A 20465-nucleotide genomic window follows, 5' to 3' on the forward strand; every position below is an offset into this window, starting at 1 on the left:
AGCCTTCAACATCTGGACGGTGCCGCGTCGCGGCGCGTTTCTCATGACTGCTTCGTTCCCCCGTGTCTTGCCGCGTCACGCGCTAGGGTGCTATGTCGGCGCCGCGGCCCTGCTGTACCTGTTCTGCGCGCAATTGCTGGCCACAATCGACATCTGGCTGCTGCCGCGCAGCCTGCTCGTCGAGATGCTGCGCTATCGCGCCATGTGGCTGGTGTTCTTTCTGACGCTGCCGACCGTGGGCTACCTGCTGTGGCGCGGCGCGGATATCGTCGCCTGGTGGCGCGCGCCCGCCGCGCTGACACTGGATGACCACGCCCTGCACCTCGGCGCGCGCACGATTGCCTATGCCGACATCGCGTCGATGCGCCACTTGCACAACCGCGACCATCTTCTGCTGACCCTGCACAGCGGCGAACGCATCCGGCTGCGCCTGGCGATCTGGGACGACGCCTGGGAACTGGCGGATCAACTGCAAGACGCGGTGAGCGGCCATCTCGAGGCCGACACCCGGCGCAAGCTGCAGGCCGGCGACACCGTCGCCTTCGGTCCCCTTGGCCTGAACGTGAGCGGCCTGCTGCACAAAGGGCAGCAGATCCCCTGGACCGCCATCGACACCATCCGCACGCAATCCGACAGCGAAGGCATGGAAACCGACGAGACGCTGATCATCGTCGCGCTAGGCAAGACCCACAAGATCGACCGGTCCAAGATCGTCAATGAACCGGTGATGCTGGCCTGTCTGCGCCAATACCTGCCCGGCGCCTGACTTCGACACCGCCCTGTCCGCGGGGCGGCCTCTTCCTCTTTTGCACAGCCTCGACATGGAAATCTACAGCTCCAACGCCCAACAATCCCAAACGCTGGCCGACCGTCCCGTGTATTTCTCCCGCAACCGCCTGATCGCCGGCGCGGTCATCTGGACGGTAGCCGCGGTGGTCTTCGGCGCTCTGGCCGCACGGTCGCGCGACAGCGCCGGTGCGCTGGCGTTCTTTGCCGCCATCGCCGCGATCGGCGTCTGGCTGGTCATCAAGTGCCTGAAACGCGCCTTCGGCCCGGCTACGCCCGTCATCACCTTCACCCGCGACGGGCTGAAGATCACCGATGGCACCGTGATTCCGTGGGACGCCATTAACGAGAACACTTACGTCAACCAGAGCTACGTCGGCATCCCCACCGCCAAGCAGATCCAGCTGAAAACCTCGTTGCCGAACAGGAAGCGCGTGCTGATCCAGGCCATGGCGCTGGAGATCAACGGCGACGAATACCTGGCGCTGTGCGACGCCTACCAGGCGCGTTGAACGGCTGATCCACGCGGCGGCGACCGCGCCTGGCCGGGTGGCCGAGTACCCGCCAGTGCGAAGCCCCTTTTAGTGTGGACAGGCCTTAGCGCGCTCTTGCGGTGTCCAGGTCCCGGCGCAAGGATGCCGCGTCATCGCGCAGGGGCAATACCAGCTTGCCACTGCGATCGATCGCGCCCCACTGGCCGCCCACTGCCTCGAAGTGTTCGCCGCTGGCATCCGGTTCGAAGCGGCAGCGCGCGCAGACGGCGGCCAGCCCCTCGATGAACGGCTCTACCCAGGTATAGGGCGTCGCCAACGCGACGTCGAGCCGCTTGTCGTAATAGACCATGGCGCCACCGGCTTGCCGGCCCCGGGCCAGCCCCGCGACAAAATCGTCGGGGCCGTTGTCGAAGGTAATGACCGGCGCCGATACGCCATCGGCCCGTACCCATGACCAGCCGTCGACCGCCACCGCGCTCAAGCCGTCGGCGTCGAATGCCATGTGCCGCAACACCGCCGGATTGAACCGCAAGCGGCCGGCTTCGCGCCGCGCGCAGTGTTCAGTGAATTCAAACTCGCCGCCCGCGCCCTTGGTGGCGTGCAGGCATTTCAGGTCGAACGCGGCGTCGGGAGCTTGTACAGGCACCGGCGCAAGCGCCAGCAGGGAAATCAACAGGGTCGTCAACATGCGCAAAATCCTAGCACGCAGCGCGCCCGTGCCCGGGCAGCCCGGCAGGCCCGCTCAGTTGGCCGTCGCGCCCGAATCCTTCACCGCCTGCGCCCAGGCCACGATCTCCTGGTTGATGAAGGCGCCGAACGCGGCCGTATGCAGGCTGGACGCCTGCGCACCCTCTTCCATCAGGCGCTGCCGCACGGCGGGCGCCGCCAGCGCTTCGCTCAAGGCGGCATTCAGCTTGGCCACCACCGCCTCCGGCGTGCCGGCGGGCGCGACCACACCGTGCCACGACAGCGCCTGGAAGCCCGGCAGGCCGGATTCGGCCATGGTCGGAATATCGGGCAACGCGGGCGAGCGCTGCGGCGAGGTCACCGCCAGCGCGCGCAGCGTGCCGGCCTTGATGTGCGGCAACGCGCCTGGAATGGTCGTGAACAGGAAGTCGATCTGGCCGCCGATCAGGTCGGTGATGGCGGGGCTGCCCCCCTTGTACGGCACATGCGTGAACTGCAGCCCGGCCGCGCGCTTGAACATCTCGCCGGCCAGGTGGCCCGGCGTGCCCGCGCCGGCCGATCCCATATTGCTGCGGTCGCCCTGCGCCTTGATGTAGGCGATCAGCGCCGGCACGTCGGCGGCCTTCACGTTGGGCCCTGTCACCAGCACATTGGGCACCGTGGCCAACAGCGTGACCGGCGTGAAATCCTTGGCCGCATCGTAAGAGATGCGCGAGTACAACGACGGATTGATGCCGTGCGTGCTGGCGGTGGCCAGCAGCAGCATGTAGCCGTCCGGCGCGGCCGACGCCACCTGCTTGGCGGCGATGGTGCCGTTGGCGCCGCCCTTGTTGTCGATCACGATGGTCTGCCCCAGCGTCTTGGCGGCCTCGGCCGCCACCGTGCGCGCCAGGATGTCGGAGGTTCCGCCCGCCGAATGGGGCACCACCAGCGTGATGGGTTTGGTGGGAAAGGACTGCGCGTGCACCGTCGGCAGGGCCGACAACAGACAGGCGGCGAGCGCCGCGCGGGCGATGCGGTGAGGGAACATGCAGGTCTCCTGATGGATATGGTTTGCGGCGCCTTCAAGGACGCCGTCGTGCGAGCAGGTACAACGAATCGAGGCGCGGCGTCCGGACAGGCGTTCTGGCGCCGCGCGGGTCCGGCTTTCAGTCGGCTCCCAGCTGCAGCTTGTTGGGCTGGCGCTTTTCGATGGCCCACTTGAGGAGCGCCGCGGACCGGTAGATGCCGTGCGCGAACTTGCCGTAAGGCAGCGTCAGGAACAACGCCATCACCACGCCCAGGTGCACCGCCAGCAACAGCGCCATCGCCTCGGTGTCGCGGCCGGCCAGCAGCGCCAGCCCCGTGGCGCTGGTCAGCAACAACAGCGCGATAAAGCCTCGGTCCATCGGTTTTTGCGCCGCATCGCCTTGCTGCGGATGGCGCTTCAGGTTCAGCCACAGCAAGCCCGCCGGCCCGATGAGCAGGCCGATGCCACCCGCCGTACCCAGCAAGACCGGCGCGCTCCAGAACGGATACGGCGCCTGCTGGCCCAGCAGGTAGTGGTAGAGCGTGGCCACGCAGGTCGCCGCGAAGCACAGCAAGAAGCCATAGAACGTGAAGTGATGAAAGCGCCGGCGCCATGGCGTGAAGGCATCGTCGGCGTTGTTGCAGCCCTTGCCGTGGCCGCCGTCCAGATAGCGCAGGCGCAGCGCATCGTGCGCGGCCTCGGCCACGGCAGCGCCGCTGGCCGCCCCCGGGCTGACGTCGCGCCAGAACTTCGCCACCCCCACGCCCAGCGCCAGCATGGCAAAGCCGAATACGGCGCCGAACATCAGCGCCAGCGTATTGTGCGGAAATACCGCGTAGAAATTGCCGGCCATCGGTGCATGCCACAGGCTGCCGGTCAGCCACACCGTCAGCGCCAGGAACAGCGCCAGGCCGATGGCCGTGGCCAGCGACAGCGTCAGCCCATTGCGCCGGTACAGCTGGCCCAAGGCGGACGGCCAGGCGTAGTCGGTATAGGTCTGCAGCCGGACCTTGGCCATGGCCTGCGGCACGTTCACCGCGAACTCGTGCGGCGGCGCGTACTGGCAGGCGTGCAGACAGGCGCCGCAGTTGTGGCACAGATTGGCCAGGTAATTCAGGTCGGCCTTGCCGAATTCCAGGCGCCGCGTCATGGCCGGGAACACCGCGCAAAAGCCCTCGCAATAGCGACAGGCATTGCAGATCTGCATGACGCGGGCCACCTCGGCCTCGCCGCCGCTGAGCGCGGCGGGCGACGGCGCCGTCCTGGCCGCGGGCGGAGCGCCCCGGCCATGCCATTGCACCGTTTGCTCCACCAGGGCAGGTTTAGCGCCCTGGAACGACTGGGCCTCTTGGGCCAGGGCTTCAAGCTGCCGCATGGCGGACTCCTTCTGCGTGGGTGCGGCGCGCGGCGGCCGCGGCGCGGGTGCCGGCAATGCGGCCGAACGCGGTGCCGATGGACATGCCCACCCCCGCCGTATAGCCCTTGCCCAGCACATTGCCGGCCATCATCTCGCCGGCCACGAACAGGTTGTCGCTGGGCCTGCCATTGAAACGGACCGCGGCGGTCTCGTCCACCTTCAGGCCCAGGTAGGTAAACGTGATCCCGGGCCGCAGCGCATAGCCGTAGAACGGCGCGGTGTCGATCGGCCGGGCCCAGTGCGTCTTGGCCGGCGTCAGGCCTTCGGTATGACAGTCGTCCAGCGCGGTGTGGTCGAACTTGCCGACGCGACAGGCCTGGTTGTAGTCGCGCACGGTGCGCTCGAACGCCACCGGGTCCAGGCCCAGCCGCCGGCCCAGCTCGGGCAGCGTATCGGCGGTGACACCCGGAAACACCGGCGGCATGAAGCGGCCGATGGCCTTGGCGTCGATGATCGAATAGGCGATCTGCCCCGGCTGCATCGCGGTCAGGCGGCCCCAGATCGCGTAGCGCTTGGGCCAGAAATCCTCGCCTTCGTCATAGAAGCGCTGCGCATCGCGGTTGACCACCACGCCCAGCGAAACGCAGTCGATACGCGTGCAGATACCGCCGTCGTACAGCGGTGCGCGGGCATCGATGGCCACGCAATGCGACTGCGACGGGTCGCCGATGCGGTCCGCGCCCGCGTCCAGCATGAACTTGAGCAGCACGCCCTGGTTAAAGCGCGTGCCGCGGATCAGGAAGTTGTCGGCCGGCCATTCGCCGCGCTCGTTCTGGCCCCAGGCCTCGCGTAGCCATTCTCGGTTCGATTCAAAACCACCGGCTGCCAGCACACAGGCGCGCGCCTCGATGCGCTCGGCGCCGATGCGCGCAGCCTTGAAGCGGCCGTCTTCCAGTTCCAGCGCGTCCACCGGCGCGTCGTAGCGCACTTGAACGCCCAGCGCTTCGGCGCTGCGGTAATAGGCGTTCACCAGCGCCTTGCCGCCCCCCATGAAGAACGCATTGGTGCGAGCCACGTGCAGCGCGCCGGACAGGGGCGGCTGGAAGTTCACGCCGTGGCGCCGCATCCAGTCGCGGCAGGTGGCCGATTCGCGGATCACCAGCCGCGCCAGATGTTCGTCGGTCTGGCCACCCGTGACCTTGAGCAGGTCCTGCCAGTATTCCTCTTCCGGGTAGGCGTCCACCAGCACGTCCTGCGGCGCATCGTGCATGCAGCGCAGGTTGCGCGTGTGCTGCGAATTGCCGCCGCGCCATTCGCGCGGCGCGGCTTCCAGCAGCAATACGCTGGCGCCGGCCTCGCGCGCCATCAGGGCCGCGCACAGCGCCGCGTTGCCCCCTCCCACCACCAAGACGTCGACCATGCCATCCTTCCCGAATCCAGGAAGGCACTGTAGGCCGGCGCCGCGCGCCGCGATATCCGTCAGGCGTCAACGGGTCTTCATGATTCGTGAAGGGCCGTTACCGCCCAGGTGCCGTCCCGCGCCAGGGTGCGCGATACGTCGGCCAGCACCAGCCGCGCGGCCAGCGCCGCGGGCGACAGCTCGTCGTCGGACAGGCTGGCCAGCAGATTGGGGCGGAACAGGTCGGCATCGTCGATGCGCGCCATGACCAGTTGGCCGGGCGCGATGCGGGCCATGGCGGAACTGGGCTGGATGGTGGCGGCGTAGCCCAGCTGCACCACATCCATCAGCAGCGCCAGGCCATCGACCTCGGCCGCCACGCGCGGCATCAGGCCGGCCCTCTGGAAGGCATGATTGACCAGGGCGCGCAGGCCATGGCGGCCGCTGGGCAGCACCAGCGGCAGGCCAGCGATGTCTTCCAGGCGGGTGGTGTTCCCCGCCGGCAGGCCGGGCATGCCGGGCCGCGCGCACAGGTACAAGGGCTCGTCCAGCAGCGGCATGACGCTCCAGCGGCGCGCCGCCTCGGCGTGGAACACGATGGCCAGGTCCAGCAGACGGCCGTTGAGCATATCGGCCAGGTGGCCCGACAGCGCCTCGACCAGGTGCAGGCGGATGTCGGGATAGCGCTGGTTCATGGCCTGCACGAACGGCGCGCCCAGGATCGAAGCGGTGGTGGACGACAGGCCCACGCTGACGTGACCGGCCAGCCGCGCCTGCTGCGCGGCGCGCACGGCGTCGTCGGCATGGCGCAGCGCCAGCTGGGCCTGGCGGAAGAACGCCAGCCCCGCGTCGGTCGGCACTACGCCGCTGGCGCTGCGCTGCAAAAGGCGCGTGGCCAGCTCGCCTTCCAGGCGGCTGATCTGCTGGCTGAGCGCCGACGTCACCATATCCAGGGACGCGGCCGCGCGGCCGATGCTGCCGGCTTCGACGACACGGACGAAATAACGAAGCTGGCGCAGTTCCATGGGGCTTACACGTGGCGAAAACGCAAAGGATACGCCGCCCGCCGCACCGCCGCCAAGGCGGCGCGGCAAAAGGCTTCAGCCCCCCTGCAGTTCCCGCGCTTCGTTGCGCAGGCACGCCTGCAACTGCGGCAAGACCCGGCTGGGCGCGCCGGCGCGCCACATCATGCCGATCAGGCCGAAATCGAGCTGCTCGCGCATCGGCACGATGTCCACCAGTTTCAAGCGGCGGTACAGCTGCGCCACCGATCCGGCCAGGCTGGAGACATAGCCGGTTTCATGCAGCAGCGCCTGCAACGCCACGATCGACGCCGTCTCGATGCGGGGCGACGGTGCCGCCACGCCCGCCCGCGCGAACGCCTCTTCGAGCCGGGTGCGGGACACGGTCGCCACCGGCGGCATGATCCAGGGATGTCCGGCGGCATCACGCCAGGTGGGATGGCGCAGCTTGGCCAAGGGATGCCCGGGGCGGGTCACGATGCTGAAGGTGTCGTGCATCAACCCTTCCATCTGCAGGCCGGCGTGGTGGGCGCGCTGGTCCAGCGGGCCGATGATCAGGTCGATCTCGTGGCGCTGTAGCCGTTCGATCAGCGGCGCCACCAGGCCTTCCACGACTTCGACGTAGATGCCCGGCGTGCTGCGCTGCAGCTGCGCGATGGCGCGCGGCAACAGCACCGGCGAAGCCGACAGGATCGTGCCTACATGCAGGCGCCCGGTGATGCCGGCCGTGACCGATTCCAGTTCTTCGTGCGTGCGGCGCACGTCGCCCAACATGCGGCGCGCATGGCGCATCAGCACCTCGCCCGCTTCGGTCAGCGCCAACCGGCGGCCGCGTGTGAACAGCGCGGCGTCGATCACTTCCTCCAGGTCCGCCAGCCAGTGCGATACGGCCGGCTGCGTCATATGCATGCTGGCGGCCGCGGCCGTCACGCTGCCGGCCGACGACAGCGCCAGGAATACCTCCAGGTGGCGCAGCTTCAGTCGGCGCGCCCATGCGATGTCGTCCAGGCTCTCGTCCATGGCTGACCCCGTCCCCTTGAATCGTGGCCGGAACCGGTTCGGTCCAGCCTGTTGAACTATGCCTAAATGGTAATGGCAAACTCAAGATTATTCATTTGCTGTTCATAGGTCAGGATTCCAGAATACGTCGTCACATCCCTCTTCCCTCTTGAATCGGCGACGACACGCATGCCTACACTCACCACCGCCACCTGGCGCCACCGCCATGCCCAGATGACCGCGCTGATGGACGCGCAGGACCTGGATGCCCTGGTCTTCACGTCCGCGGACTTCTTTCAGTTCGCCACCAATTTCCATACCGACGTGCTGCCCTGGGAACGCCCGATCTTCGCGGTGGTGCCGCGCAACGGCGATGCCTTCCTGATCATGAATGAGCTGTCGACGCACCACATGCGCTTCTCCGTGGAGCAAGGCAAGGTCTGGATCACCGACGTCAGCTTCTACGCCGAACACCCCCGCGTCACGCAGCGTCTGCCCCTGCTTGCGCAACTGCCGGACCTGGTGGCCCAGCGCCTGGCGCAGGCCGGCCTGGCGCGCGCCCGCATCGGCGTGGAAGGCGCCAGCCCGGTGCTCAACAGCGTCGCCGCCCTGCTGCCCGACCTGCGTCTGCGGCCCTGCACGCGCGAATGCCGGACGCTGCGCTGGCGCAAGCATGGCGAGGAACTGGCCATCATGACCGCCATCGGCTCCATCGCCGATTGGCTGCAGGATCGCTACCGCGAGAACATCCGGCCGGGCCGGCTGGTGCAGGAACTGGACTTCGCCATGGCATCGCTGTGGGTCCAGGAAGCCGCCCAACGCTTTCCCGGCGAACAGTTCGAAGTGATCCGCGCCTGGACCCTGAGCGGTCCGGCCTCCGCCTCGCCGCACGGCGACGGCGCATCCTGCGGCGCCCGCATCCGCGAAGGCGACGTGCTGGTCAATATCCTGATCCCGCGCCTGAACGGCCTGGCCATCGAAAATGAACGCACCTGGTTTTGCGGCCGGCCCAGCCGGGAGCAGGCGGCGCTCTGGACCGCCGCTCGCGACGCCAACGAAGCCGGCATCGCCGCCGCGGTAACGGGCGCGCCGGTCAGCGCGATCGATGCCGCGGCGCAGGCCGTCATCGAAAAGGCCGGCTTTGCGGACTGCATCCGCCACCGCACGGGCCACGCCATCGGCATCATGCATCACGAATACCCGGAAGACATGGCGTTCTGCCACCGCCCGCTGGTGGACAACGAAGTCTATTCGGTGGAGCCTGGGCTGTACGCCTACGGCATCGGCGGCTTTCGCATCGACGACACCGTGGTGACAGGCGCCACGCCCCGCACCCTGACCGCGACGCCCAAGACGCTCGACTATGCAACCGTACTCTGAATCCCAAGCGCCGGCGTGGTCCGGCCTGCACGCCCTGGATCTGGCGCTGGCGCGCGATATCGGCCACCGCCTGTTCACCGTGCTGGTGTACGACTGGGCGCGCGGCGAAAGCGTGCGCTGCTATTCCAGCGATCCCGCGGCCTACCCGCCCGGCGGCTCCAAACCGATCCGCCCGGGCAGCGCCTATCACGAGCGCGTCATCGTGGCGGGCGAGCCGCAGTGGTGCCGGGACGCCGCCGATATCCGCGCCGCGTTCTTCGACCACGAACTGATTCTGTCGCTGGGCTGCGAAGCCGCCGTCAACATGCCGGTGCGCGATGGCGGCCAGGCGCTGGGCAGCCTGAACCTGTTGCACCAGGCGGGCTGGTACACGCCGGCCATGCAGCCCGCGCTACGCGATTACGCCGCCCAGGCGGCGCCGCTGCTCAGTCAGATCATCCAGCAGCGCTAGGCCCCGCCGGGCCATACTCATAGACAAGGGGAACCTCATGAACATAAAGACTGGCCTGGCCGCCGCGGCCATGGCGTTGGCAGGGTTGACGGCGGTGCCGGACGCGCTCGCCGCCGGCTATCCCGCCAAACCCATCACCATCATCTATCCGTACACCCCGGGATCGGCCTCCGACACCCTCAGCCGCGTGGTGGGCGAAGTGCTGCAGAAATCATTGGGGCAGCCCGTCATCGTGGAAAACAAGCCAGGCGCGGGCGGCACGATCGCGCTGGACTACGTGGTGCGGGCAGCGCCGGACGGCTACACCCTGGCCTTCACCGCCAGCGGCGCGATGGCGGTCAGCCCGCACCTGTACCATCTACGCTTCAAACCCGCCGACGCCCTGGCGCCCATCACGACGCTGGTGGAAATCCCGTTCGTGTTCGTCACGCGGCCCGATCTGCCGGAGAAAACCCTGAAGCAGTTCGTCGACAAAGCCCGAGCTGCCCCGGGGGCGATCACCTCGGCCAACGCCGGCATCGGCACCCAGGCGCACCTGACGCAAATGATGTTCCTGAACGCCGCCGGCATCGACCTGAACGTCATCGCCTACAAAGGCGGCGCACCGGCAGTGAACGACCTGATGGGCGGGCACCTGGATTCGATGATCGACAACGCCGCCGCGCAGGCCGGTTATATCAATGCAGGCAAGGTGCGCGGTCTGTTCGTGACCAGCAAGTACCGGGTGGCCGCGTACCCGGATGTGCCCACCGCCGAGGAAGCGGGCCTGCCCGGCTTTTCCGCCGTGGGCTGGTTCGGCCTGGCCGCGCCCAAGGGAACGCCGCCCGAGGTCATCGACCGCCTGAATGCCGCCCTGGTCCAGGGCCTGAACGAACCCGCGGCGCGCCAGCGCCTGGTGGACGCGGGCTGGGTGCCGGTCGTGGGCACCCCGGCCGAAGCGCAGGCCCGCACCTTGGCCGACCTGGATGCCTTGGGGCAGATCGTGCGCAAGATCGGGCTGCAGCCGAACTGAGGGGTCCGGCGCGGCGCATCGTGGGCTCGAAGCCCCCCGGTAGCGCGTGCCGGACCGGGCCGCTTGCGGGACGCCGCAACGCCTGGGCGCGGCGATCCTGCCGTCAGTACCGCGCGTCCTTGGGCTTCTTGCCGTTGGGCCAGTCCTTCTCCTTGCCCGGAAAATCCGGGCGCGGCATGTGGGTGAAGTACTCCGCCACGTCCACAGCGTCCTGGTCCGACAGCACGCCGCCCTCGCCCCAGGTGCCATGCGTGTTCACGCCCATCGGCATGCTGTTGCGGATGAAGGCGGCCGCCTTGTAGGTGCGCGCCAGGCCCGCGCCGATGTTGAACGATTCGTCGCCCCACAACGGCGGGAACACGATATCGCCCGCACGGTCCTTCTTGCCTTCGCCGTTGGCGCCGTGGCAGGCGGCGCACTGCGCCGCATACAGGCCTTTGCCGCGCACCGGGTCGCCGACCAGCTTGGTGTCGATGGGCCAGGCGTTCTCGATCTGTACCTTGGCGCCGTGCGGCACGTCCTGCGCCAGCCACTTCATGTAGGCCACCATCGCCTGCATTTCCGGCGAGGTCTTGTCCAGCGGCTTGCCGTTCATCGACCGCATGAAACAGCCGTTGATGCGGTCTTCCAGCGTCACCACGCGATTGGCGCGCGGGTTGAACTGCGGAAACGAATTGACCGTGTTGATATACGGCGCTCCCAGCGGCTTCTTGCCCTGCTGCACGTGGCAGCTGTTGCAATTCATGCTGGCGCCCGTGTTCTGCGGCAGCAGCCGGCGGGTTTCGTTGAGCAGCCGCTTGCCGTAGTTGATCTGGTCGGCGTTGGGTTGTTTCGCGATCAGCGTGTCGGACGGAATGGTGTAGTCCGGCAGCCGCTTGCCGTCCTTGTCCAGCACCGGGAACGTCTTGGCGTTCGGATCCGCCGCCGGGGCGTCCGGCGCCGCCATCGCGGCCATGCCCCCCGCGGCCGCCAGCGCCAGCGCCGCGGCGATCTTGACCATGCCGGTCTTGACAGTGCTATTCATGCTTGCCTCCCGACACGATGTTCGGTTTCTTGGTGGCCAGGAAGCCGCGGATGTGCGCCACATCGTCGTCGCCGATGGCCGGCGCCTGGTTGGTCCAGGCCGTGCGGATGAAATTGATGACGTCGGTGATGTCCCGGTCGCTCAGGTGGTTGAAGCCGGGCATCGCGAAGGCCATGGCGTCGTGGTCGTTGCCAGGCATCTTGCCGCCTTCCAGCGTGATCTGGATGATGGACTGCGGGTTCTGCGCGAACACGGCCGAGTTGCCGGCCAGCGCCGGGAAAATGCGCGGCATGCCCTGGCCGTCGGCGCGGTGGCAGACCACGCACTGTTCCATGTAGATCACCGCGCCGCGCGAGTCGTAGCGGCCATCCAGCAGCGCCGCGGTGGTGCTGTCCGCCTTGGCGGCAAACACCGGCAGCTTGCCCTGCACGGGCGGCAATTGCTTCAGATAGGCCGCGATGCTGCCCAGGTCGTCGTCCGTGAAATAGCGCGTGCTGTGCTCGACCACGTCGGCCATCGCGCCAAACGCCGCCACCCTGTCGGTGCGGCCCGTCTTCAGGAATAGCGTGATGTCGGCAGCGCTCCAGGACTGCAAGCCCTGGGCTTCGCCGCGCAGGCTCTTGGCGCGCCAGCCGTCGATCACCGCGCCCGACAGGAACGCATCGCCGTCCGCCATGGACAGCGCCTTTTCCTGGTAGGCCAGGCCGCGCGGCGTATGGCAGGCGCCGCAATGCCCTGGCCCTTCCACCAGATAGGCGCCGCGGGTCAGCTTCTCGTCGGCCCCGGCCGGGGCCGCGAACTGGCGCTTGCCGGCAAACAGCGCCTGCCACCACGCCATCGGCCAGCGCATGTTCAGCGGCCACGGAATGGTCGAGTCGCCGCTGGGCTTGCTGTCGGGCTGCACGTCGGCCATGAAGTACGCGTACAGGGCCTGCACATCGGCGTCGGGCATGATGGCGTACGACGGATACGGCATGGCCGGATAGAGCGGCGTGCCGTCCTTGCGGATGCCGTACTGCACCGCGTTCTTGAAATCGGCGTAGCTATACGCGCCGATGCCGGCGGTCTTGTCGGGCGTGATGTTGGACGAATAGATCGTGCCGACCGGCGTCTGCATCGCCAGGCCACCGGCGAAGGGCTTGTCGCCCGGCACGCTATGACAGGCCACGCAGTCGGCCGTGCGCGCGATGTAGGCGCCGGCCTGGACCAGGCGCCTGTCTTGCGGATCGACGGTTGCCGTCGACGCCGTCTTGCGATGGGCGGTCAGCACCTGGGCGCCGCCGATGGCGCCTGCCGCCAATACCAGCAGCGCCACCACCGCCTTGATCCCGAACTTCTTCATCAATCCCTCCGTTGCGCGCCGGCAAGCGCGCACGTCGGGTGTTCGTACAGCGTTGTCCAGCTTATGAAGCCAGCTTACGCCTTTTGGTAATTAACATATGACTGAAAAGCATAAAAGTATCGGGGTTGTTTGACCGTGCGCAAATGGCGGTGATGGAAAGACAAAGGCCCCCGAAGGGGGCCCGTAGTCTGGTGGCTGCGGCGCTCAAGCCGGAATTGTCAGACCCTTGACCACTGCCGGACGCGCCACGAAGGCTTCCAGCACGCGGGCGACGTTCTTGAATTGCGAGAACCCGACTAGGTCGCCGGCGCCGTAGAAGCCGACCAGGTTGCGCACCCACGGCAGGATCGCGATGTCGGCGATCGTGTATTGGTCGCCCATGACCCAGGCGCGGCCTTCCAGGCGCTTGTCCAGCACGCCCAGCAGGCGTTTGGACTCGGCCACGTAGCGGTCGCGCGGGCGCTTGTCTTCGTAGTCCTTGCCAGCGAACTTATGGAAAAAGCCCAGTTGCCCGAACATCGGACCGATGCCGCCCATCTGGAACATCACCCATTGCAGCGTCTCGTAGCGCCCGGCGGTGTCGGCCGGGATGAATTGGCCGGTCTTGCTGGCCAGGTAGATCAGGATGGCGCCCGACTCGAACAGCGCCAGCGGCTTGCCATCGGGGCCATTCGGATCCAGGATCGCCGGGATCTTGTTGTTGGGGCTGAGCGACAGGAATTCGGGCGAAAACTGGTCCTGGGTGTCAAAACTGACCCGGTGCGGCTCATAGGGCAGCCCAAGCTCCTCCAGCAGGATCGACACCTTCACGCCGTTGGGCGTGGGCAGCGAATAGAGCTGGATGCGGTCGGGGTGCCGGGCAGGCCATTTCTTGGTGATGGCGAACGAGTCTAGGGAAGACATGCGTGGGAGCTCCTGGAGATCCGGGGTGACGATGAGGAACGCGGTGGCGGCGTGGGCGGCGGCGGGCCGGCGCCCACAAGGCGTCGCGCAAATTTAACGCAAATCGCCCCGGGACACGCGTTTCGCGGCCGGTGCCGTGCGGCGCCCGGTCCACCCACGGATTGCGGGCATCCGGTCAGGCATGACGGCTCTGCGGCAGCACGGTCAACGCCACCAGCGCCACCACGCAGGCGCCCATGACATACAGCGCCGGCGCGAATGACACCCCGGTGGTGTAGGAGATCCAGGTCAGGATGGCCGGCGCGAAACCGCCCAGCACCGTCACCGCGGTGTTGTACGCCAGGGACATGCCGGACGAGCGCACCGCCGTCGGAAAGACCTCGGACAGCGCAGCGGGCGCCGCGCCGACATACAGCGCGACCAGCAGGCAGAACAGGGACTGCACCACGATCAGCGCGAACTGCGTGTGGTTAGCCTGCAGCCACATCATCAGCGGATACACGGCGACCAGCAGCAACAGGGCCGAACCGCGCAGCACCGTGCGGCGTCCGTAGCGGTCGGACAGCGTGCCGGAAAAGAAGCAGCCGCCGATCAGGAACAGGTTGCCCACCAACGCGCCCAGGAAGGCCTGCGAGCTGGTAAAGCCCATGCTCTTTTGCACGTAGATCGGCATGAAGATGATCAGCGCATACGGGCCGATCGCCCACAGCACCGACATGCAAAAGCCGGTGAACAGCTCGCGCGGATAGTCGCGCAGCACGGCCAGCAGCGGCGCCTTGACGTGGCTCTTGTTGGCGGCCTGGCGCGCCTGCTCTTCGCGAAAGTGCGGGGTTTCGTCCAGCGTGCGGCGCATCCACAACCCAACCGGCGCGATGGCCAGGCCCACGATGAACGGAATGCGCCAGCCCCACTCGCCCACCTGGTCTTCGGTCAGCAGGGTGGTCACCAGCGTGGCGACCAGCGCGCCCAGCAGGTTGGAAATGCCCATGCTGGCCTGCAGCCAAGACGCGTACTGGCCACGCTTGCCTTCAGGCGCGTGCTCGACCAGGAACGCCGTGGCGCCGCCCACTTCGCCGCCCGCCGAAAAGCCCTGCAGCATGCGGCCGCACACGATCAGGAGCGGCGCGCCCACGCCGATGGCCGCGTAGGGCGGCGCGATGGCGATCAGCAGCGTGCCCAGCGCCATCAGCATGATGGTCATGGTCAGCGCGGCCTTGCGTCCGGCCCGGTCGCCATAGGACCCCAGCACCAGCGCGCCCAGCGGCCGCACCACGAAGCCCAGCCCAAAGGCCAGGAACGAGGCCATCAGCTGCACCGTGGGGTCCGCGTTCTGGAAGAAGTTCTGCCCGATGTACACCGCGAACAGCGCGTAGACCGAGAAGTCATACCATTCCAGCGCATTGCCGATCGAGGCGGCGATGACGGCCTTCTTGGCGCCCTTGTGTTCGTCCGCGGCGGCATGGGGAGGATAGGCCCCGGCGCCCGGATTGATTGCGATATTTTTCATTGACGTTCCCATTGAATCGCCCCGTGACCAGGGCTGTCATGCACTGCCGTTCAAACCCGCGCCGCCGTAATGTCGATGCGGTCCCTGCCTTTGATCCTGACCTCGTCCAGCGCCGCTTCGCAGCCAGCGCCCGCATAGCGCATTCAGCGAGCCAGCGCGTAGCCGGTGAAGTCCATGCCCAGCGCCTTTTCCACGATGGGGTAGACCGAAGCGTCGGTCACGCTGGAAGACAGCGGAATGTGCTGCTTGGACACGTGCAGGATGGACACCTGCAGGCCTTCCTTGAGCTTGCCCGCGCTGACCGGGTTGCCATCCGCGTCCAGCGTGGTGATCACGTCCGGGTAGCAGGCGATGCGCTCGCCCTGCGCGTCGGTCACGGCCATGTGTTCATTCATCACGTGGATGACGCGCTTGCCGGGGCCTTCGCCGATTTCGACCGTGCCGATGTCGAAGGCCTCTTCGGTGTACTTGAGCGTGTTGCGCACCACCTTGCCCGAGCCGATGATCTCGCCCTGGGTGGCCTTGCAGATGGCGTCCACCACGGCGCTACCGCCTTTGGGCTGCGCCGCCAGGATGGCTTGGCCCAACGCCAGCGCGCGGCTGATGCCGCCCAGCGCGGCGTGGCGCCGCACATACGAGGCGCGGATCGGGTTGCGGCAGCTGGCGATGAAGCCGCCGGCCATGTCAGCCGCGCGGCGCAGCACCGGCGACACCTTGCCGGTGGCGCCATGCACGGTCAGTTCCATATAGGCATGGTTGGCGCGGTTGCCGCCGACGGCGCACTGGATCGTGGGTTCGGGGCTGCCGGCCAGGCCCAGCGACCCCATGTCGCCCGTGGGATGGGCGCGGATATCGCCCACCGCGTCGACCACCTTGGTGCCCAGCACCGCGGACGGCAGCCAGCCGTTGAGCGTACTGGACATGCCGTTCTGGCCGATGATCAGCCCGTACAGGCGCTCGCCCAGCGCATCTTGCAGCCGCTCGGCGGCCTTGACGTAGTCGATGCCCAGCATCTGCCAGTCGGTCAGGCCGCCCGGCGCGCCGATCGCGGCGGCGGTGGCGATCCAGGCGTCGTCAGGCACTTCGTCCATCGACACCAACTCGGGCCGGCCGATCGTCACGGCCAAGGCGCCCAGCTCGCGGCCGTGATCAGCCCAGCCGCCACCGCCACAGGCGAACACCGAGCCGCCCCGGACCGCGGCCTCGACGTCTTGCATCGTCAAGATTCTTCCCATGTCGCCCTTCCTTTCCCGATTGCGGTTTAGCCGTTCCAGCGGCGTCGCGCTGGTGAATCGGAGGAATCATAGGAATCAATCTGGTTAATGTCGTATTACCTTTTATGCCTAGTTCATAACATTAAGTTAATTATGCGGCGCGCCCGCTATGACGCGCGATCCAGGCACGGTCCGCACCTAGGGATATCCCCAGGCGCCACCTCAGCCGGATTGGGGCGTAGCGGGCAGGTCCAGCTTGTGCAGGACGTCGATGAACGCCTGCGCCAGGCGCGACAACGGCTGCAATTGCAGATGAAACACGTTGACCGGCGCATGCACCGTATCCACGATCGGCACCGTCACCACGTCGGACCAGATCGGCCCGGCCACCGTGATTTCATCCACCAGCGCCACCCCGGCCCCAGCCTGCACCAGCGCGCAGGCCACGTGCGCCTGTTGCACCTCGATGCGCGGTTCAGGCTGGGCGTCTTCCGCGCCAAACAGCTTGTGCACCAACATGCCGAACGGAATGTCGGCGCTGTAGCCGATCAGGGGCTCGCGCGCCAGTTCGGCGGCCGTGACCTGGCGCCGCGACGCCAGCGGATGCCCCGCCGGCAACACCGCCACGATCTTGTTTTCGTAGAGCGGCCGGGTCGCGAGACTGGGATGGTTCACGGGCATGTAGGCCACGCCCAGTTCGACCTGCTGGGTCAACAGCGACTGCTCCATCACCGCCGGAATCAGCGTCTGCAGCACGAGGCGGATTTCGGGGTACTGGCGCCGAAAGCGCGCGATGGCGCGCGGCATCAGCGACTGCCCCAGGCTGGGGCTGCAGGCCAGGCGCAATTGCCCTTCGCGGTTCTCGGCCAGGTTGTCGGCCACCTCGTTCACGCGCTGCACGTTCTGGTAGAGCGCCGTCACCTCGACGAACAGCCGCCGCGCTTCCGGCGTGGGATACAGCCGGCCCTTGATGCGCTCGAACAGCATCAGGCCCAGGCGCTGTTCGGTATAGGCGATCAGCCGGCTGACGGCGGGCTGCGACACGAACAGCAGCTTGGAGGCGCCGCTGATCGAGCCGCTGATCATGATGGCGCGGAACACCTCGATCTGCCGCAGATTCAATTTCATATGCTTAACCTGATGTTAATTCCTACGTACATATAAGCATAAGACGTTTTGATTTGCGATTACTACACTGCCCTTCAATCCTTAGTCTGAATGGAAGTGGTCATGAGCGATTTCGATTGGGTGGTGCGCGGCAATATCGTCGATCCGCACGGCATCGTGGAAAACGGCTGGCTGGCGGTGCAAGACGGCAAGATCGCCGCGCGCGGCACGGGCGCGGCCCCCGCCGCGCGCGACAGCGTCGACGCCACCGGCCAGTGGATCATTCCCGGCGTGGTCGACGGCCAGGTGCATTCCGGCAGCCAGGCCAACCAGGAAGGCCTGGGCTGGGCGTCGCGCGCCGCGGCGGCCGGCGGCGTCACCGTCATGGTCGACATGCCCTACGACGACCCCGAACCCGTCGCCTCGCGCCCTCACCTGGACGCCAAGATCGCCGAAGTCGAACGCGACTGCCACGTGGACGTGGCGCTATTCGGCACCCTGAACACCCAGCACGGCCTGGCGGCCGCGGCCGGCCTGATCGAAGGCGGCGTCTGCGCCTTCAAGTTCTCGACCTTCGAAGCCACGCCCGGCCGCTTTCCGCGCATCGAGGAAGACGACCTGTACGAAGCCTTCCGCCTGATCGCGCCGTCGGGCCTGGCCTGCGGCGTGCACAACCAGATGCAGGAGATGACGCGCAAGAACATCGCGCGCCTGATCGACGCCGGCGACACCGGCTGGGACGCCTTCATGCGCGCCCACACCCCGCTGATCGAAAACCTGGCCACCGCATTGATCTACGAGATCGGCGCCGAAACCGGCGCCCGCGCCCACGCGGTGCACGTGTCCACCTCGCGCGGCTTCGAGATCTGCAACATGTACCGCCGCAACGGCCACCACGCCAGCATCGAAACCTGCGTGCAGTACCTGATGCTGAACCACGAAGAACACACCCGCCGCTTCGGCGCCAAGACCAAGCACTACCCGCCCATCCGCCCCAAGGCCGAGGTCGACCTGCTCTGGACCCACATCGCCAACGACGAATGCACCTTCGTGTCGTCCGACCACGTCAGCTGGGGCCTGGAACGCAAGCAGAATCCCAACGTCTTCAAGAACGCGTCCGGCGGCCCGGGCCTGGAAACCCTGCTGCCCGCTTTCTGGACTGGCTGCGAAGAGCATGGCATTTCACCCACCATGGTGGTGCGGCAGCTGTGCAGCAACCCCGCGAAGCACTTCCTGCTCGACGACCGCAAGGGCACGCTGGACATCGGCAAAGACGCCGACATCGTCATTCTGACGCCGGAACGCTACGCCTTTGATCCGTCCGGCAGCCTGGCGGCCGTGAACTGGAGCTCGTTCGAAGGCCGCGAGTTCACCGTTCGCGTTGCCGGCACCTGGTGCCGCGGCCAGCAGGTCTACGACGGCCAGCGCATCGTCAACCAGCAAGGCGACGGCCGCTTCCTGCGCCCGCGCCAAGCCTGAAGGCCGCCCCCATGCCCCAACCTTTTCCGCCCCTGAACGCCGAGCGCCTGTGGGCCCGCGTCGAAACCCTGTCGCGCTTCACCGTGGCCGACCAGCCCTGGACCCGCCGCGCGTTTTCGCCACTGTTCCTGCAAGCGCGCGCGTGGCTGCGCAGCGAATTCGAGGCCGCGGGCCTGACGACCCGCCTGGATGCCGGCGGCAACCTGATCGGCACCCGCGCCGGCCGCAACCCCGCCCGCAAGCCGATTGCCACCGGCTCGCACTGCGACACCGTGCCCAGCGGCGGACGCTTTGACGGCATCATCGGCGTGCTGGCCGGCATCGAGGTCGCCCACACGCTGCAAGAACACGGCATCGAACTGGAACACGACTTCGAGGTCATCGACTTCCTGTCCGAAGAACCCAGCGACTATGGCATTTCCTGTGTCGGCAGCCGCGCGCTCAGCGGCCAGCTCAGCGCCGACATGCTGGGCGCGTGCAACGCCGACGGCGAAACCCTGGCCCAAGGCATCGCCCGCATCGGCGGCGATCCGGCAGCGCTCACCGCGCCCCTGCGCGGCGCCCACGGCACCGCGGCCTTTGTCGAACTGCACATCGAGCAGGGCCCCGTGCTGGAAAGCCGCCAGCTGCCCATCGGCGTGGTCACCAACATCGTCGGCATCCGCCGCGTGCTGATCGTGGTCGAAGGCCAGCCCGACCACGCCGGCACCACGCCCATGGACATCCGCCGCGACGCCCTGGTCGGCGCGGCCCGCATCATCGACGCCGCCAGCCGCCAGGCCAGCGCCGCCAGCGGCAATCCGCACTACGTGGTCGCCACCGTCGGCAAGCTGGCCATGACGCCCAACGCCGCCAACGCCGTGCCCGGCCGCGTCGAACTGACGCTGGAAATGCGCAGCGACAGCAACGCGGTGCTGGATGCGTTTGCCGAAACGTTGATGGTTGCCGTCGAGCAAGACCTGAAAGCGCTGCGCCTGACCGCCGGCTTCACGCAACTGAGCCGCGCCCAGCCCACCGACTGCGCGCCGCTGGTGATGGATGCGGTGAAGGCCGCCGCCGACCAGCTGGGCTACGCCAGTATGCGCCTGCCCAGCGGCGCCGGCCACGATGCGGTCTACATGGCGCCTACCGGCCCCATCGGCATGATCTTCATCCCCTGCTTGAACGGCCGCAGCCACTGCCCCGAAGAATGGATCGAACCCGCCCAGCTGCTGGACGGCACCCGCGTGCTGTATCAGACGGTGCTGGAGCTGGACCGGGTACTGCGCGGCTGAAGACGGCCGCCAGCCGGGC

19 protein-coding genes are annotated in these 20465 nt (G+C 67.5%); 7 read left to right on the top strand and 12 right to left on the bottom strand.

Annotated elements, in window-relative coordinates:
* Positions 1–43: 43 nt before the first annotated feature.
* Together A9974_RS11740 and A9974_RS11745 are read left to right on the top strand one after the other, a co-directional pair.
* A complete protein-coding gene (locus tag A9974_RS11740; protein ID WP_183004267.1) occupies positions 44–766 on the top strand; it encodes a hypothetical protein in 723 nt (240 codons plus the stop codon).
* A 55-nt stretch (positions 767–821) separates the two neighbouring features.
* The gene (locus A9974_RS11745) at positions 822–1298 is read left to right on the top strand and encodes a hypothetical protein (RefSeq protein ID WP_183004268.1); all 477 of its coding nucleotides are present in this window, start codon (positions 822–824) and stop codon (positions 1296–1298) included.
* Positions 1299–1383: 85 nt separating this feature from the next.
* Here the strand turns inward: A9974_RS11745 and A9974_RS11750 are convergent, their stop codons facing one another.
* The 6 genes from A9974_RS11750 to A9974_RS11775 all read right to left on the bottom strand — a co-directional run bounded on the left by A9974_RS11750 (position 1384) and on the right by A9974_RS11775 (position 7774).
* Positions 1384–1968, bottom strand: a complete 585-nt coding sequence (locus A9974_RS11750) for a hypothetical protein (RefSeq protein ID WP_183004269.1) — start codon at positions 1966–1968, stop codon at positions 1384–1386.
* A gap of 54 nt (positions 1969–2022) precedes the next feature.
* Positions 2023–2997, bottom strand: coding sequence for a tripartite tricarboxylate transporter substrate binding protein (locus A9974_RS11755; RefSeq protein ID WP_183004270.1), 975 nt, complete (start codon positions 2995–2997; stop codon positions 2023–2025).
* A 118-nt stretch (positions 2998–3115) separates the two neighbouring features.
* Positions 3116–4351 carry a tricarballylate utilization 4Fe-4S protein TcuB gene (tcuB, locus tag A9974_RS11760; RefSeq protein ID WP_183004271.1) on the bottom strand — a complete coding sequence of 412 codons (1236 nt, stop codon included), beginning with the start codon at positions 4349–4351 and terminating at the stop codon, positions 3116–3118.
* On the bottom strand, positions 4338–5753 hold the full coding sequence (gene tcuA, locus A9974_RS11765) for an FAD-dependent tricarballylate dehydrogenase TcuA (RefSeq protein ID WP_183004272.1): 1416 nt from the start codon (positions 5751–5753) through the stop codon (positions 4338–4340). Before tcuA ends, tcuB begins: the two co-directional genes overlap by 14 nt.
* A gap of 77 nt (positions 5754–5830) precedes the next feature.
* Positions 5831–6757 carry a LysR family transcriptional regulator gene (locus tag A9974_RS11770; RefSeq protein ID WP_183004273.1) on the bottom strand — a complete coding sequence of 309 codons (927 nt, stop codon included), beginning with the start codon at positions 6755–6757 and terminating at the stop codon, positions 5831–5833.
* Positions 6758–6832: 75 nt separating this feature from the next.
* Positions 6833–7774 (bottom strand): LysR substrate-binding domain-containing protein, encoded by a 942-nt coding sequence (locus tag A9974_RS11775; protein ID WP_183004274.1) that lies wholly within the window; start codon positions 7772–7774, stop codon positions 6833–6835.
* A 168-nt stretch (positions 7775–7942) separates the two neighbouring features.
* Here A9974_RS11775 and A9974_RS11780 point away from each other — a divergent pair, with 168 nt between their 5' ends.
* Genes A9974_RS11780 through A9974_RS11790 form a run of 3 tightly spaced genes read left to right on the top strand, consistent with a single transcriptional unit; the run spans position 7943 to position 10596 of the window.
* A complete protein-coding gene (locus tag A9974_RS11780; protein ID WP_183004275.1) occupies positions 7943–9133 on the top strand; it encodes a Xaa-Pro peptidase family protein in 1191 nt (396 codons plus the stop codon).
* Positions 9117–9584, top strand: a complete 468-nt coding sequence (locus A9974_RS11785; protein WP_183004276.1) for a GAF domain-containing protein — start codon at positions 9117–9119, stop codon at positions 9582–9584. Before A9974_RS11780 ends, A9974_RS11785 begins: the two co-directional genes overlap by 17 nt.
* 37 nt (positions 9585–9621) lie before the next feature.
* Positions 9622–10596 (top strand): tripartite tricarboxylate transporter substrate binding protein, encoded by a 975-nt coding sequence (locus tag A9974_RS11790; RefSeq protein WP_183004277.1) that lies wholly within the window; start codon positions 9622–9624, stop codon positions 10594–10596.
* Positions 10597–10699: 103 nt separating this feature from the next.
* Here A9974_RS11790 and A9974_RS11795 read toward each other — a convergent pair whose 3' ends face one another.
* From A9974_RS11795 to A9974_RS11820, 6 genes are all read right to left on the bottom strand, one after another.
* The gene (locus A9974_RS11795) at positions 10700–11620 is read right to left on the bottom strand and encodes a c-type cytochrome (RefSeq protein ID WP_255468138.1); all 921 of its coding nucleotides are present in this window, start codon (positions 11618–11620) and stop codon (positions 10700–10702) included.
* Entirely contained in the window at positions 11613–12962 is a 1350-nt protein-coding gene (locus A9974_RS11800; RefSeq protein ID WP_183004278.1) for a cytochrome c, read from the bottom strand. Before A9974_RS11800 ends, A9974_RS11795 begins: the two co-directional genes overlap by 8 nt.
* 204 nt (positions 12963–13166) lie before the next feature.
* On the bottom strand, positions 13167–13865 hold the full coding sequence (locus A9974_RS11805; protein WP_183004279.1) for a glutathione S-transferase N-terminal domain-containing protein: 699 nt from the start codon (positions 13863–13865) through the stop codon (positions 13167–13169).
* A 175-nt stretch (positions 13866–14040) separates the two neighbouring features.
* Complete coding sequence (locus tag A9974_RS11810) at positions 14041–15372, bottom strand: MFS transporter (RefSeq protein ID WP_183004280.1); 1332 nt, start codon at positions 15370–15372, stop codon at positions 14041–14043.
* A 143-nt stretch (positions 15373–15515) separates the two neighbouring features.
* A complete protein-coding gene (locus A9974_RS11815; RefSeq protein ID WP_183004281.1) occupies positions 15516–16607 on the bottom strand; it encodes a DUF917 domain-containing protein in 1092 nt (363 codons plus the stop codon).
* 201 nt (positions 16608–16808) lie between these two features.
* Positions 16809–17714: a LysR family transcriptional regulator gene (locus A9974_RS11820; RefSeq protein ID WP_183004282.1), complete on the bottom strand. Its 906-nt coding sequence runs from the start codon at positions 17712–17714 to the stop codon at positions 16809–16811.
* Between the two features lie 102 nt (positions 17715–17816).
* On the opposite strand from A9974_RS11820, the gene A9974_RS11825 reads away from it, so the two are divergent.
* Positions 17817–19172 carry a dihydroorotase family protein gene (locus A9974_RS11825; protein WP_183004283.1) on the top strand — a complete coding sequence of 452 codons (1356 nt, stop codon included), beginning with the start codon at positions 17817–17819 and terminating at the stop codon, positions 19170–19172.
* A gap of 11 nt (positions 19173–19183) precedes the next feature.
* Positions 19184–20446, top strand: a complete 1263-nt coding sequence (locus A9974_RS11830) for a Zn-dependent hydrolase (RefSeq protein ID WP_183004284.1) — start codon at positions 19184–19186, stop codon at positions 20444–20446.
* The last annotated feature ends 19 nt before the right edge of the window (positions 20447–20465 follow it).

The organism is Achromobacter sp. UMC71, assembly GCF_014170305.1.
Classification (GTDB): Bacteria; Pseudomonadota; Gammaproteobacteria; order Burkholderiales; family Burkholderiaceae_B; genus Achromobacter.